Origin of the sequence: Microbacterium sp. SLBN-154 (genome assembly GCF_006715565.1) — a bacterium.
Taxonomy (GTDB): Bacteria; Actinomycetota; Actinomycetes; order Actinomycetales; family Microbacteriaceae; genus Microbacterium.
Genome location: NZ_VFNL01000001.1, coordinates 1,893,540 through 1,907,214 on the forward strand (window position 1 = coordinate 1,893,540; position 13,675 = coordinate 1,907,214).

Consider the following 13,675-nt stretch of genomic DNA (forward strand, 5'->3'; position numbering starts at 1 on the left):
CCGTCGATCGCCCAACGGATCGGGTGGATCTCTCACCGTCGAACCAATCCTGGGGCTGCATGATCGCTGAGGTTCCCCTCACAAAAGCCCACGAAATGGCTTGACGGCCGTCGACAGTAGGCTGATGGCCATGGCGGAGCTGTATTCGTGGCCGGGTGTGCTGACGAGCCTGTTGGATCGACGCGACCTCAGCGTGTCCGAGTCCACCTGGGCGATGCGTCAGATCATGACGGGCGACGCGACCCCCGCGCAGATCGGCGGCTTCCTCACCGCCCTGCGCGCGAAGGGCGAGACGGTCGACGAGATCGTCGGGTTCCGCGACGCGATCCTCGAGGCGGCGGTGCCCCTCGACGTGCCGGCCGATGTCCTCGACATCGTCGGCACCGGTGGCGACAGGTTCGGCACGGTCAACGTCTCGACCATGGCTGCCGTCGTCGCCGCGGCATCCGGAATCCCCGTCGTCAAGCACGGCAATAAGGCCGCGAGCTCGTCGTCGGGATCCTCCGACGTGCTGTCCGCCCTCGGTATCGATCTCACCCTCGATCCCGCAGCCGTCGCAGAAAGCCTCTCCCGCGCGGGCATCACCTTCGCCTTCGCCACGGCGTTCCACCCCGGATTCCGCCACGCCGGTCCGGTGCGGCGCGAGCTCGGCGTACCGACGGTGTTCAACTTCCTCGGGCCGCTGTGCAACCCCGCCCGCGCCGAGGCGAACGCCGTAGGGGTGGCAAACCTCGACCGCGTCCCCCTCATCACCGGCGTCTTCCGCACGCGAGGCGCGACCGCGCTGGTCTTCCGCGGCGACGACGGATTGGATGAGCTCACCACCACCGGTCACAGCCGGTTGTGGGAGATCAGCCTCGGCGACGTGCACGAGCACGACCTGGATCCGCGCGACCTGGGCATCCCGCTCGCCGACATCGACGATCTGCTCGGCGGTCAGCCCGAGGAGAACGCCGCGGTCGTGCGTCGCGTGTTCGACGGCGAGAGCGGTCCGGTGCGCGACATCGTGCTGCTCAACGCCGCCGCGGGCATCGTCGCCTACCGGCTCTTCCGCGATCCCGGCCAGGCGGGTCGCCCGATCCTCGAGCGGCTGGCGGAGGCTCGGGATGTCGCTGCGGCGGCCATCGACGACGGCGCGGCCGCCGGCAAGCTCGACGAGTGGGTCACCACGTCGCAGGCGCTCGCGGGGGCATGAACCCGCACGACGCGCTGACCGAGATCGCGCGACTCCTCGAACGCGAGCGGTCGTCGCGCTACAAGTCCAAGGCCTTCCGGACGGCGGCGGACGCCATCGCCGACCTCGACGACGCGCAGCTGCGCGACACCGCCGCGTTGAAGCGGAAGAAGGGCATCGGCGATTCGACCTTCGCCGTGATCCAGGAGGCGCTGGCGGGCCGGGTTCCGCAGTATCTGACGGATCTGCGCGCCAAGGCCGGGGGAGAGCGCATGTCTGCGCTGCGGCCCCTCCTGCGGGGCGACCTGCACGCGCACAGCGAGTGGTCGGACGGACTCACCTCCATCGACCTGATGGTCGCCGCGGCGAACGACCTGGGGCACGAGTACTTCGCGCTGACCGATCATTCCCCGCGGCTGCGCGTGGCGAACGGACTGTCGGCCGAGCGGCTCCGTGAACAGCTGAAGGTCGTCCGGTCGCTTCCCTCCGGCGGTGTCACCGTCCTCACCGGCATCGAGGTCGACATCCTCGATGACGGCGGTCTGGATCAGGAAGACGACCTGCTCCACGAGCTCGACGTGGTCGTCGCGTCGGTGCATTCCCACCTGCGCATGGAGCGGGGACCGATGACACGGCGGATGGTCGCGGCGGTCTCGAGCGGTCGCGTCGACGTGCTCGGGCACGTCACGGGGCGGCTGGTCGAAGGATCGCGCGGCACGCGTCCGCCGTCGGAGTTCGACGCGCGCGCGGTGTTCGAGGCCTGCGCGGCACGCGGGGTGGCGGTGGAGATCAACTCCCGCCCCGAGCGCCAGGATCCGCCCGACGACCTCATCGCGATCGCCCTCGACGCCGGCTGCCTGTTCTCCATCGATTCCGATGCCCATGCGCCCGGACAGCTGTCGCTGCTGGACTACGGCGCCGAACGTGCCGAGAAGGCCGGGATCCCCGCGGAGCGGATCGTCACCACGTGGCCGCTGGCGAAGCTCCGGGAGTGGACAGGCTCCCGGCGGTGAATCGCTCCTTCCCCTGGTTCGTCATCGCCGGCGTCCTCACCGCTTCCCTGAGCCTTCGTGGACCCATCGTCTCGCCGACACCGGTGCTGCGCGACATCGAAGCCGACCTCGGCATCACCGGCGCGACCGCCGGGCTCCTCACCACGGCGCCCGTGCTCATGTTCGCGCTGCTCACCCCGCTCGCTGCGGTCTTCGTCCGCCGCACGGGTGCCGAGATGGCTCTCCTCGTATCCCTGTCGGGTGTGCTCCTGGGCACGGTCATCCGCGCCGTGCCCGATTTCGGCTTCATGCTCGCCGGGATGGTGGTGATCGGAGCATCGATCACGATCGGGAACGTCGTGATCCCGGTGATCATCCGGCGCGATGTGCCGCCCGAGCGGGTCGCGGTCGTGACCGCCGGGTACGCGGCGACCATGAACGTCGGGTCGCTCATGACATCGTCCTTGACCGCACCGCTGGCGTCGCTCATCGGCTGGCCTTGGGCGCTGCTGTCGTGGTCGCTCATCACGATCGCGGGCATCGTGCTCTGGGGTGCGCATCTCGCGCGGTCGCGGCGACAGGGTGAAGACGCGGAGCGTTACTCCGGAGACGTGACACGTGGGCGCGACGGCTCGGGCGGGGCATCCGCTCTCGACATCGACCCCGCCACGATCACCGGCCCGCTGCCGGTCGTCGCCTCTCGGCGCGAGGAGAGGTCGATGATGCGCCGGCCCGTCACCTGGCTGCTGGTGGCGTCGTTCGGGTTGCAGAGCTTCCTGTATTACGGCCTATCGACCTGGATGCCCGCGATCGCCTCCGACGAACTCGGGGTCGGGCCTGACGCGGCCGGGGTGCTCGCCTCGATCTACCAGGGGGCGGGGATCCTAGGAGCGTTCGTGGTCCCGTTCCTCGCCCGGTGGACGCCCCGGTTGGTGCCACCGGTGGTCATCTGCGTGTCGTGGGTCGTGCTGGGCATCGGACTGCTCGCGGCGCCCGGTCTTCTGGGCCTGTGGCTCGCGATCGGCGCCATCGGGCATGCGGGCGGGTTCGTCGTGATCTTCTCGGTGCTGGTCGCGGTGGCGCGCAGTGACAGCGAAGCGGCCGGTCTCTCGGCTTTCGTGCAGGGTGGCGGATACGTCGTCGCGGCCGCCGGTGGGCCCCTCTTCGGCCTGCTGCACGACCTCACCGGCAGCTGGACGCCGGCGCTCGTGCTCGTGCTGGCGCTGGTCGGGGTCTATTCCGCAGTGCTGATCGGGGCTAGCGTCGCCTCCGTGCGGAGCGGACCGCGGGGAGGGACGAGGGGCGGACGAGGATGACGCGGCATCGGCGTCTTGCTGAAATGGCCGGCTTCGCCCTCGTCCTGGGGTGCGCGGTGTCGGTCCTCGCAGGATGTGCCGGCGGGGGAGTGCAGGTCTCGGCCGAATCCAGGGCGGGCAGTCCGACGCCGACGGCGGCGTGTCCTGCCGTGCCGGGGGTCGAGCTTCCGCCCGAGTGCGCTCCTTACGACCCCGACGCCGCGATGGCCGCCAACGATGGCTATCGGGAGCGCATGCCGCTGTCGGACGAGGCTGTCGCGGCGAACCGCGAGCTGCTTCCGGAGGTCGTCGTGGCGTTGGACTCGCTGCGAAGCGACGGGGCGGTCACCCCGGAGTCGGTCGTCGCGACGCTGCACGATGCGGGGCTCACGGACGTGCAGACGCGGGGCGATTCCAACGGTCTTCTCTTCGGGGCGGTGGGCGTGGCTGGGGGGTGCTTCTACGGAGAGATCTCCGTGCAGACCGTGCAGATCGAGGTCGGCGGGCTCATTCTCGACGGCGGCTGTCTGCCGGCGCAGTGACGTCGTGGTGGCTCTCGCACAGCGTTCCCGCTCGGTGGTGTCGGATAGCGTGGGCCGATGAGCACCGACCGCGTACGGGAGGTCCGCGTCCGAGCGGGGCGCGTGCAACCGTCAGGCTCCTGGATCTACGTCTGGATCGACGTCGTGACGAACGCAGTGGCCTACGTCGGCGGCACGGGGTTCGATCCCGAGCTGCGTGCATATCTGCACGTCACCAGCGACGACCCGGATATCGGTCGGGTCCGCGCAGCGATCCCGCGGTATGAGGAGAGGAACTTCGACGTCCTCGCGTTCGCGGTGCCCGGCCACATCGACCGGGCCGAGGCAAGATCGGCGCTCGCCGCCGACGTGACGTGCGGTGGGCAGCCGGCGGCGTCGTCATCTCGGGAGGTCGCGGAGTTCGTCGGGCGGATCCTCAGCGAGCTCGACGCTCGCGGGGTGAAGAGGATGCTGGGCGACGCGGCGCGACCCGAACACGGTTCGCCGAGATGATGTACGTTCGCCCGTCCTTCGCGACACTGACCTTCCGAGACCGGGACGGTCGCGTCATCGACTATGGCAACAGGTGGCACGGTTCGCCGCCGGACGACACGTATTCGGTGGTGACGCATCCGGAACGGTTCGCGCCATTGCACGCCGTTGCCGACGCTCTGATCGAGCATCTCCGACTCACATATGACGTTGTCATCGCGCAGGGCGACGACCTCGTTGCGGACCTTCTGCACCCAATTCATCACGACGTCGTGAAGGGGGTGCGGCTTCGGCCCGTCGATGCTTCGTGTGCCGCGCTGACCTTCATCTTCCACGACCATCCGGGCGTGCATGTCCATGCGGGCCTCCTTCATGACTTCGCGTACCCGGTGTGTGGCTGTGATGCCTGCGACTCGACGTGGGAACGCGAGGCCGATGAACTCGAACGACTGGTGGGTGCGGTGGTGACCGGTCACTACAGGGAAGCGATCTCTTTCCGGGAGGGAGACCCCTGGCTCGCCTTCGCATTCGAGTCGCCGGACAGCCGTTCATCCGGGGGATTCCGAGCGCAGGGCATGTCGCGAGAAGACGCTCAGATGGCGCTGGATGCCCTCCAGAGCATCTCCGGACCCTGGTCTGCCTGGCCGCCCGCCTCGACGGTGGTGTGAGGGTAGCTACGCGCCTGCGAGGCCGATCGCCGCAAGAACACGATCCATCGATCCGCCCAGCGCCCAGCGCTCGACGAGCTCGCGCGCGGCCTCCGTGGCCTGGGAATCGAGGGGAGTCAGATCGTCACCGGTCACGGTGAGATCGAGATCACGTGCCACGCCGACGACCCGCGGTGCCACGTCGAGGTAGGGGAGTGCGGCCAGGATCTTGGATCGCACCCCCGCGGACATGCCCTCGCCGGCCTCGGCCGCCGCGATGATGCCCGCAAGATCGTCGTGCTGCGACAGGAGGCCGGCCGCGGTCTTCTCTCCCACGCCGCTCACGCCGGGAAGACCGTCCGAGGAGTCCCCGCGCAGTATGGAGAAGTCGGCGTACTGGTCAGGTCGCACCCCGTACTTCTTCTCCACCACCTCGCCGGTGATCACTTCGAGATTGCTCATTCCCCGGGCGGTGTAGATGACGCGGACGCCGCGTTCGTCGTCCACGAGTTGAAAGAGGTCGCGGTCGCCGGTGACGATGTCGACCGGCACCGTCGCTGTCGTCGCCAGCGTGCCGATGACGTCGTCTGCTTCGTAGTCGGATGCCCCGGCGATCGGAATCCGCAGCGCGTCGAGCGTCTGGCGAATCATCGGCACCTGTGCTTCGAGCGGATCGGGCACCACCTCGACATCGTGCCCGCCCGCGACGATCTCGGCGACGCGATGCGCCTTATAGGAGGGAATGAGATCGACACGCCACTGCGGGCGCCAGTCGTCATCCCAGCACGCCACCAGTCTCGTCGGCTCGTACGTCGTCACCAGCTTGGCGATGATGTCGAGGAAACCGCGTACGGCGTTCACGGGCGTGCCGTCGGGTGCTTTGACCGTGTCGGGCACGCCGTAGAACGCGCGGAAGTACAGGGACGCGGAGTCGAGCAGCATCAGGCGATCCGGCATGGGCACATCCTGTCACGTCGACCGAGTTCAGTTGCGTCCGATCAACAGCCCGGACCGGCCGGGTCCTCCCGGCACGTCCGGTCCACCAGTGCCGTTCGTACCTCGCGGACGTCGACCTCGTAGCCTCCGGCCGAAGAGGTGACGACCCCGGGCACAGGGCGCCACGTCGACCCGAAGGTGACGGCGGCGGTGTACTCCACCGTCACCGTCACCGGGTACACCCCGCGCTCGGCGTAGACATGGCTGGTCGCGGTGGGCGTGAACTGCGGCTGCCCGAGGGCCGACCACGACGACCCGCCTGAGGAGGACCGCGTGGTCGTGCCGTCGCCATAGGAGAACACATACGCCGCCGGCTCGAACCGGACCACCACATCCCAGCCGAGGATCTCGCCGGGGATCTCCTGCGCACTCGCGGATGCGTACACATTCGTCGGCATCCCGACCACACCGAACCCGGAAGGCTCGCCGCCGAGGTGCGGCACCGCCGGACGGAACGAGGCGAGATCCTCGATCGTCACCTCGGGAGGAGCCTCGACCTGATAGTTGATGTCGCATCTCCGCAGTTCGACGACGCAGTCGGGTTCGACAGGATCGGCGACGTCCGCACTCTCCGATCCGCCTCCGCGAGGGGCATCGCCGACCTGCGCACCGCCTCCGCCCGAGCCCGTGCTGGCGCCGACGTTGACCTCGGTACCGGTGTTGCCGACCTCGCACGCTGTCCACGCATCTTGTGCACCGCACCCGGTCGAGCTAACCGCAACCATCAGCGGGACGGTGATTAGTAGGGCGCTTAGGAATCGCATATTGGCGAATCAATCGCTGTGCTTTCGGAGATCTTCAGCCCGGTGGCGGCATCAGCTGCGCTGAAGCTAACCCTTACGGGCTGGCGATCGGCCCGGGTCTCAGGCACGACAGAGTCGCCCTCCGCATTCTTTACGTCCACGCTCGTGACGTCCAGGCAGAGATCTGCGATGACTCGTTCTATCTCGCCGGTCGGAGTGAAATCGATCGGGGTGAAGGAGTCGAATGCGGTGGCGCCGGTCACGGACCAGTTGTCGGCGAACATCTGAGAGAAGGATTCGCGGCTTGAGGCGTATGCGTCGCCGGTCGTCCACTCGTAGACGGGCTCGAAGGTCTCAGGATCGCTCAGGTCGACGGCGTTGAGCGCGTCGACGTAGTTGCGGTACGTCTCCTCGGCGGCGGCGAAGGCCTCTTCCTCTGTCGCGAAGGGCTCTTCGGACTCCACCGGCTCGGGCTGCGGTGCGCACCCGGCCGTGAGCACGAGCACCAGGCCGAGCGTCACACCGGCGACCCCTTTCACCGTGCCTCGTGCTCCTGATCCACCCCGGCTTTTCACGGACACCACCGTAGTGCGCGGCCGCGCGGACTCTCGGAGTTATCCACACCCGATACCGGCACCGGACGTTCACCTGCTCGTCGACCGACCGACCCCCAGGGGAGTGCTCACCGTTCACCTGCGCGCTCGACGCTGGACGCTCTGGGAGGTGGCATGAACCGAGACGCCGTGCTGGCGTGGGTGGAGTCACCCCTGCAACTGATCGGCGCCGCCGAGTGGGCCGCCGCACATCGCATCACCGTCCCGGTCGCGGGGCGCCTGACGCCGCAGATGTCCGAGACGGCCGACCTCCTCCTCGCGCGCGGAGCGCGGTTCGGTGAGATGGAGCCCTACCTCGGTATCCCGTGGAAGCTGCTCGCGCAGCATCCGCACTGGCTCGTCGGCGACGGATTCTCCGGACAGTTCCGTCTCGCCGCCGCCGTCCTGCGTCCCCGCACCCTCACGTTCCTCGACGACGGCGCCATCGCACTGCCCTTCGCCGACACCCTCCTCCAACGCCGCCCCTATGCCCGCCCTCACGTGACCGAGAAGGGCCTGACCTCTCTGGTCGCGCCGTTCACCGCCGAGACGATCGCCCGCCGCGCGCGCTCCCGTGCCGCCCGGTTGTTCACGGCCTTCGACCTCGGCCCGGATCGCGAAGCCGCGCTCGCCGATCGGGGCTTCGCGATCGAGCGGCACCGATTCGCCTGGACGCGCGCCACCGCTCCCTCGCCGGTCGATCTCGGCACCCGCGTGATCCTCGGAAGCGCCCGCCCGGTCGACGGACGGATGACACGTGACGCCTACCTCACATGGCTCGCCGAGGTGACCGAGGCCGCGCCGACCGGCGCCGAACCTGCGACCTACCTCCCGCACCGGCGCGAGACCGCCGAACAGCTCGACGCCGTCCGCCGCGTTCCCGGTGTCGCGGTCGCCGCGGCATCCGTCCCCGTCGAACTGATCCTCGCCGGCGCGACCCGACCGCTGCAGCTGCACACCCTTCCCTCGACGACGTCGACCACTCTTCCGCTCATCCTCGCCGGCACCGGCTCGACCATCAACGGCGAACCGGTGCCGACCGGCCAGGCGCGGGCGGGGGCCGAACGATGAGCGACGTCGTCGCGATCATCCCCGCCCGGGGCGGGTCGAAGGGTGTTCCCCGCAAGAATCTGCGTCGCGTCGGCGGCATCCCGCTCATCGGACGCGCGATCCAGGCAGCCCGGCGCTGCGATCTCATCGACCGCGTCTGCGTCTCGACCGACGACGACGAGATCGCCGCCGTCGCGGAAGAGTGGGGAGCCGAGGTCATCCGGCGCCCCGCCGACCTCTCGGGCGACACCGCGAGCTCCGAGTCGGCGATCCTCCACGCCCTCGACGACCTCGAGGCGCGCGACGTCAACGTCGGCGTCGTGGCGTTCCTGCAGGCCACCTCGCCGTTCATCGACAGCGAAGCCCTCGCCGGCGCCATCCGCCTGGTGCAGCAGCGCCGCCGCGACAGCGTGTTCTCGGCGATCGAGACGTACGGCTTCCTCTGGCGCAAAGGCACCGGCGACTGCGCCGAGGCGATCAACCACCGCGCCGAGCACCGTCCGCGCCGGCAGGACCGCGAACCGCACTACCTCGAGACGGGCGCGTTCTACGTCATGCGAGCCCGGGGGTTCCGCACGGTCCGGCACCGCTTCTTCGGCAGCATCGGGATCGCCGCGGTGCCCGAGCGCACCGCGATCGAGATCGACTCCTTCGCCGAGCTCGAGCTCGCACGCGCCCTCGCTCCTCTCATCGACGCACCTGAACCCCTCGATGTCGATGCGGTCGTCACCGACTTCGACGGCGTGCACACCGACGACACCGTCACCGTCACCGAGTCCGGTGTGGAGGCGGTGCGCGTCAGCCGCTCCGACGGCATGGGCGTCGCGCGCCTGCGCGCCGCGCAGATCCCCGTTCTCATCCTCTCGACCGAAGAGAACCCGGTCGTCAGCGCCCGGGGGCGGAAACTCCGCGTCGAGGTCGTCCAGGGCGTCGGCGACAAGGCCGGGGCGCTCCGCGGCTGGGCCGATGCCGCACGCATCCCGCTGTCGCGGATCGCCTACCTCGGCAACGACGTCAACGACGTGCCGGCGATGGACATCGTGGGCTGGCCCGTCGCCGTCGGTGACGCCGACCCCGTCGTCCTGAGCGCCGCGCGCGTCGTCCTCGACCGACACGGCGGCGACGGCGCCGTGCGCGAGCTCGCCGAGCGTGTGCTCCGCGCCCGCCGCGGCCCGACATCCCTTCCCTACCTCCAGGAGAACAGGACCACCCCATGACCGTCACCATCGGCTCCCGCGTCATCGGAGGCGGCCACCCCGCCTACGTCATCGGCGAGATCGGACTGAACCATAACGGCGATGTCGAGATCGCCAAACGTCTCATCGACGTCGCCGCCGACGCGGGCGTCGACGCCGTGAAGTTCCAGAAGCGCACGCCCGAGATCTCGACCCCGGAGCACATGCGCGACATCCCGCGCGAGACGCCGTGGGGAACGATGAGCTACCTCGACTACCGTCGCCGTGTCGAGTTCGATCGCGATCAGTACATCGAGATCTCCGACCACGCCATCCTGCGAGGACTGGAGTGGTTCGCCTCGCCATGGGATGTGCCGAGCGTGGCGTTCCTGGAAGACCTGGGCGTCGGTGCGCACAAGGTCGCCTCCGCGTGCCTGACCGACCGCGCGCTGCTGAGCGCCCTCTGCGACACCGGCAAGCCGGTCATCCTCTCCACCGGCATGTCGACGATGGCGCAGATCAGCGCGGCCGTCGACGTTCTCGGCACCGATGACCTCGTGCTGCTGCACGCCACCTCCACCTACCCGATGGAGCCCGAGGAGGCCAACCTGCGCATGATCCCCGCGCTGCGCGACCGCTTCCCCGGAGTGCCCGTGGGGTACTCCGGCCACGAACGCGGCCTCCAGGTCTCGCTCGCCGCGGTCGCTCTGGGCGCGGTCGCCGTCGAACGCCACATCACGCTCGATCGCACGATGTGGGGCTCCGACCATGCCGCCTCCCTCGAACCCGCCGGCCTGCAGCACCTCGTGCGCGACATCCGGATTATCGAGGCAGCTCTGGGAGACGGCGTCAAGCGCGTGTACGACAGTGAGCGAGGCCCCCTGGCCAAGCTCCGCCGCGTCCCGACGTGACGGGTTCTCCCTCGTGACAGGCGCGGCCGCCGGCATACTGCCGCCGCGGAGGATCCGGGTCGTCGGTATCGCCGACACCGACTCGTACGTGAAGTGGGCGGCGGCGCTTGTGGGAAGCGCTCCGGCCACCTGGGACCGCTCGATGCGGATCCTCGATACGCCGCTGGCGGTATCGGACGACCAGCTGCGCGCGGCTTTGACCACGAGCGGCCTGTCCGTCGACGCCGTCGCGCGGCTGACGCTCGCGCAGCTGGAGGAGAGCGTCGCCGACGATCCGCCGGATGTGGTGATCATCGGCGCGCGCGGCCCGTTGGCCCGCGTTCTCGTGCGTCTGTTCGCCACCCTTCCGGGGCGACCGGTCGTGGTGACGGGGCTTCCCGGCATCTCCGTCCCGGCCACCAGGAAAGCTCTGTTCTACCGGCAGGGAGCCGATCTCTTCGTCGTGCACTCCCGGCGCGAGCGGACGGAGTTCGCAGCGCTGTCGGCGACCACCGGTCTGCCCCACCGCTTCGCCCTGGCCACCCTGCCCTTCGCTGCCGCGGCCGCGCGGGCGGGCGGTCAGGGGCGTGCCCCCGAGGCGACCGACATCGTCTTCGCCGCCCAGGCCATCGTGCCGAGTGACCGGGAAGATCGCGTGAGGTTGGCCGGGATGCTCCGGAGCCTCGCATCGGCGGACAGCTCACGGCGCGTCGTGGTCAAGCTTCGCGCCGCAGCGGGGGAGCACCAGACCCACCTCGAGCGCGACGCGTTTCCCGAGCTCCTGCGCTCCCTCGGTGAGTCGCCGGAGAACCTCGTCCTGTCGACGGCGCCGATGCAGGCGGCCCTCGATCAAGCCGCCGGACTGGTCACGGTCAGCTCGACCGCGGCGATCGAGGCCATCGCCCGCGGCATCCCGGTTCTGGCGCTCGATACATTCGGCGTCTCGCCCGCGCTCATCAACGTGGTCTTCGAGGGCAGCGGCCTCCTCGGGGGCGAGGACGACCTGCTCGCGGGTCGATTCCGGCTCCCGGCGGCGTCGTGGTTGCGGGAGAACTACCTGCACGACCCGGCAGAGGATGACTGGATCCCGGCCGTCGAGCGGATGGTCGGGTTCCGGCGACAGGGGCTGCTGGCTCACCCCGCGCTCCCCACGGGACGCGGAGGGCGCCTGCGTCTGGCCTGGGAGCGGAAGTCCGTGTTCGGGGAGATGGACCGTTCACCGGCCGGGCGATGGGCGCTCGCGGTCGGGGTGCCCGCGCGAACCGTCGTGCGGACGGCGCGGCGCGTCCGCACCCGGCTTCAGGTGTCGCGTTCGGCCGGGCCGATGTCTTCGCGGTGATCATCCGTCCCACCCGGGGGGTACTCGCTGGGCTCGGGGCGCGAGCGAAGGAAGAGGATGCTGACGGCCAGCCCTCCCCAGACGATGACGATCGACAGGATCAGGAATGTGATGGCGAGACCGGTCATTTCGCGTGCTCCTTCCGGGTCTCCGCCTGGCCTTCGGGCGGGAACGACGGCCACGCGCGGAAGTCATCCGGCGAGTCGCGCCACTTCAGCGCCGACATCACGATGGCAGCGACCACGATGAAACCGATCGTGCCCCAGCCGAACACCAGCAGGTACCACTCGGGAAGTCCGCCGTACCCCTCCACGATCAGCACGACGATGCGCTGGATCAGCATGTAGGCCAGCACGATCGGTGCGAGGACTCCCACGAGCACCACCCACACGCGCCCGACCTGGAATGTCGACACCGCATTGAGGTGGTAGCGGAGCTCGGGGCCGCCGCGCAGCACCCAGATCACCACGATCGTGGTCAGCACCGCCGAGGCGACGATGCCCACATTGTTGGCGTACTGGTCGGTGACGTCGAGGGCCAGGAGGCCGGTGGTGGTGGAGAAGAGCAGGATCGACAGCACCGCCGAGACCGAACCCACGGCGGTGGCCGCCACCCGCGGTGTCAGTCGGAACTTCTCCTGGAACGCCGCCGAGACGACCTGCAGGACCGAGATCAGCGACGTGAAGCCGGCGAGGGTGAGGGAGCCGAAGAACAGGCAGCCGAACAGCGGCCCGCCGGGCATCTGCGACACGATCGCGGGGAAGGTGATGAACGACAGACCCACGCCGGTCAGGCCCTCGAGCTCGGCGACCTGGATGCCCTGCTGGAAGGCGAAGAACCCCAGCGTGGCGAAGACGCCGATGCCGGCGAGGATCTCGAAAGACGAGTTCGCGAATGCCACGACCAGGCCGGGCGAGGTCAGATTCGACCGCCGACGCCGGTAGGAGGCATAGGTGATCATGATGCCGAACGCGATCGACAGCGAGAAGAAGATCTGGCTGTACGCCGCGATCCACACATTCGGATCGCCCAGGGCCGCCCAGTTCGGCGTGAAGAGGGCGTTCAGCCCGTCGGCTGCGCCGTCGAGGAAGAGGGCGCGGACGACGAGGACCAGGAAGGCCGCGATGAGGATGGGGAGGAAGATGACGTTCGCCCGCTGCAGGCCCTTTGCTACTCCCGCGGCGAGCACGAGGATCGCCGCGATCCACACCACTGCGAGGGGGATGAGCACGCCCGGGACGAACTCCAGGCTCAACCCGGGGTCGCCGACCTGCAGGTAGTCGGCCTGGAAGAAGGTCGCCGGGTCATCTCCCCAGCGCAGGTCGAAGGAGAAGACGAAGTAGCTGAGCGCCCAGGCGATCACGGCCGTGTAGTAGAGGCCGATGACGAAGGCGATCGCCACCTGGAACCATCCGAGCGACTCGGTGAAGCGCCCGATCGATCGGCCGATGCGCCGGAAGGCGGTGGGGGCAGCACCCCGGAACCGGTGCCCGAGGGCGTAATCGAGGAACAGGATCGGGATGCCCGCGGTCAGGAGCGCGACCAGATAGGGGATGAGGAACGCCCCACCGCCGTTCTCGTAGGCGACCCCCGGGAAACGCCAGATGTTGCCGAGGCCGACCGCCGACCCGATGGCCGAGAGGATGAAGCCGACCTGGCCGGTCCACTGCTCGCGGGGCCGGGCCGTAGCCGAAGGGGCGGGGGCGTTCTGAGTCACTGTCGTCCTCCGTCGTGGCTGTGGTGCGTCACCGCGGTGCCCCCGCACGCT

Annotated in this window: 15 protein-coding genes; 10 read left to right on the forward strand and 5 right to left on the reverse strand. The window is 69.3% G+C overall.

The annotated features are described in order from the left end of the window. Positions 1-130 precede the first annotated feature (130 nt). Genes trpD through FBY40_RS09235 form a run of 6 tightly spaced genes read left to right on the forward strand, consistent with a single transcriptional unit; the run spans position 131 to position 5,142 of the window. The gene (gene trpD, locus FBY40_RS09210) at positions 131-1,195 is read left to right on the forward strand and encodes an anthranilate phosphoribosyltransferase (RefSeq protein WP_141938177.1); all 1,065 of its coding nucleotides are present in this window, start codon (positions 131-133) and stop codon (positions 1,193-1,195) included. Then, the gene (locus FBY40_RS09215) at positions 1,192-2,187 is read left to right on the forward strand and encodes a PHP domain-containing protein (RefSeq protein WP_141938179.1); all 996 of its coding nucleotides are present in this window, start codon (positions 1,192-1,194) and stop codon (positions 2,185-2,187) included. The genes trpD and FBY40_RS09215 overlap by 4 nt, the downstream gene beginning before the upstream one ends. Continuing rightward, the gene (locus FBY40_RS09220; RefSeq protein ID WP_160141382.1) at positions 2,166-3,482 is read left to right on the forward strand and encodes an MFS transporter; all 1,317 of its coding nucleotides are present in this window, start codon (positions 2,166-2,168) and stop codon (positions 3,480-3,482) included. Before FBY40_RS09215 ends, FBY40_RS09220 begins: the two co-directional genes overlap by 22 nt. 23 nt (positions 3,483-3,505) lie before the next feature. Continuing rightward, positions 3,506-4,003, forward strand: a complete 498-nt coding sequence (locus FBY40_RS09225; RefSeq protein ID WP_141938183.1) for a hypothetical protein — start codon at positions 3,506-3,508, stop codon at positions 4,001-4,003. A gap of 57 nt (positions 4,004-4,060) precedes the next feature. Then, positions 4,061-4,495: a hypothetical protein gene (locus tag FBY40_RS09230; protein ID WP_141938185.1), complete on the forward strand. Its 435-nt coding sequence runs from the start codon at positions 4,061-4,063 to the stop codon at positions 4,493-4,495. Continuing rightward, on the forward strand, positions 4,492-5,142 hold the full coding sequence (locus FBY40_RS09235) for a DUF6226 family protein (RefSeq protein ID WP_141938187.1): 651 nt from the start codon (positions 4,492-4,494) through the stop codon (positions 5,140-5,142). The genes FBY40_RS09230 and FBY40_RS09235 overlap by 4 nt, the downstream gene beginning before the upstream one ends. Positions 5,143-5,148: 6 nt before the next feature. Here the strand turns inward: FBY40_RS09235 and FBY40_RS09240 are convergent, their stop codons facing one another. Genes FBY40_RS09240 through FBY40_RS09250 form a run of 3 tightly spaced genes read right to left on the reverse strand, consistent with a single transcriptional unit; the run spans position 5,149 to position 7,381 of the window. Beyond that, complete coding sequence (locus FBY40_RS09240; protein WP_141938189.1) at positions 5,149-6,078, reverse strand: 5'-3' exonuclease; 930 nt, start codon at positions 6,076-6,078, stop codon at positions 5,149-5,151. A gap of 41 nt (positions 6,079-6,119) precedes the next feature. After that, positions 6,120-6,842 (reverse strand): hypothetical protein, encoded by a 723-nt coding sequence (locus FBY40_RS09245; RefSeq protein WP_141938191.1) that lies wholly within the window; start codon positions 6,840-6,842, stop codon positions 6,120-6,122. Between the two features lie 26 nt (positions 6,843-6,868). Continuing rightward, positions 6,869-7,381, reverse strand: coding sequence for a hypothetical protein (locus FBY40_RS09250; RefSeq protein ID WP_141938194.1), 513 nt, complete (start codon positions 7,379-7,381; stop codon positions 6,869-6,871). A gap of 207 nt (positions 7,382-7,588) precedes the next feature. Here FBY40_RS09250 and FBY40_RS09255 point away from each other — a divergent pair, with 207 nt between their 5' ends. From FBY40_RS09255 to FBY40_RS09270, 4 genes are read left to right on the forward strand one after another with little or no spacing between them, the layout of a single operon-like run. Further along, positions 7,589-8,524: a hypothetical protein gene (locus FBY40_RS09255; RefSeq protein ID WP_141938196.1), complete on the forward strand. Its 936-nt coding sequence runs from the start codon at positions 7,589-7,591 to the stop codon at positions 8,522-8,524. Continuing rightward, positions 8,521-9,720: an acylneuraminate cytidylyltransferase gene (locus tag FBY40_RS09260; RefSeq protein WP_141938198.1), complete on the forward strand. Its 1,200-nt coding sequence runs from the start codon at positions 8,521-8,523 to the stop codon at positions 9,718-9,720. Before FBY40_RS09255 ends, FBY40_RS09260 begins: the two co-directional genes overlap by 4 nt. Continuing rightward, positions 9,717-10,589 carry an N-acetylneuraminate synthase family protein gene (locus FBY40_RS09265; protein ID WP_141938200.1) on the forward strand — a complete coding sequence of 291 codons (873 nt, stop codon included), beginning with the start codon at positions 9,717-9,719 and terminating at the stop codon, positions 10,587-10,589. The genes FBY40_RS09260 and FBY40_RS09265 overlap by 4 nt, the downstream gene beginning before the upstream one ends. Before the next feature lie 13 nt (positions 10,590-10,602). Further along, a complete protein-coding gene (locus FBY40_RS09270; protein WP_141938202.1) occupies positions 10,603-11,907 on the forward strand; it encodes a DUF6716 putative glycosyltransferase in 1,305 nt (434 codons plus the stop codon). Here FBY40_RS09270 and FBY40_RS09275 read toward each other — a convergent pair. Continuing rightward, complete coding sequence (locus tag FBY40_RS09275; RefSeq protein ID WP_141938203.1) at positions 11,868-12,035, reverse strand: methionine/alanine import family NSS transporter small subunit; 168 nt, start codon at positions 12,033-12,035, stop codon at positions 11,868-11,870. The two genes, FBY40_RS09270 and FBY40_RS09275, sit on opposite strands and share 40 nt — an antisense overlap. Beyond that, positions 12,032-13,624, reverse strand: coding sequence for a sodium-dependent transporter (locus FBY40_RS09280; RefSeq protein WP_141938205.1), 1,593 nt, complete (start codon positions 13,622-13,624; stop codon positions 12,032-12,034). Before FBY40_RS09280 ends, FBY40_RS09275 begins: the two co-directional genes overlap by 4 nt. Between the last annotated feature and the right edge of the window lie 51 nt (positions 13,625-13,675).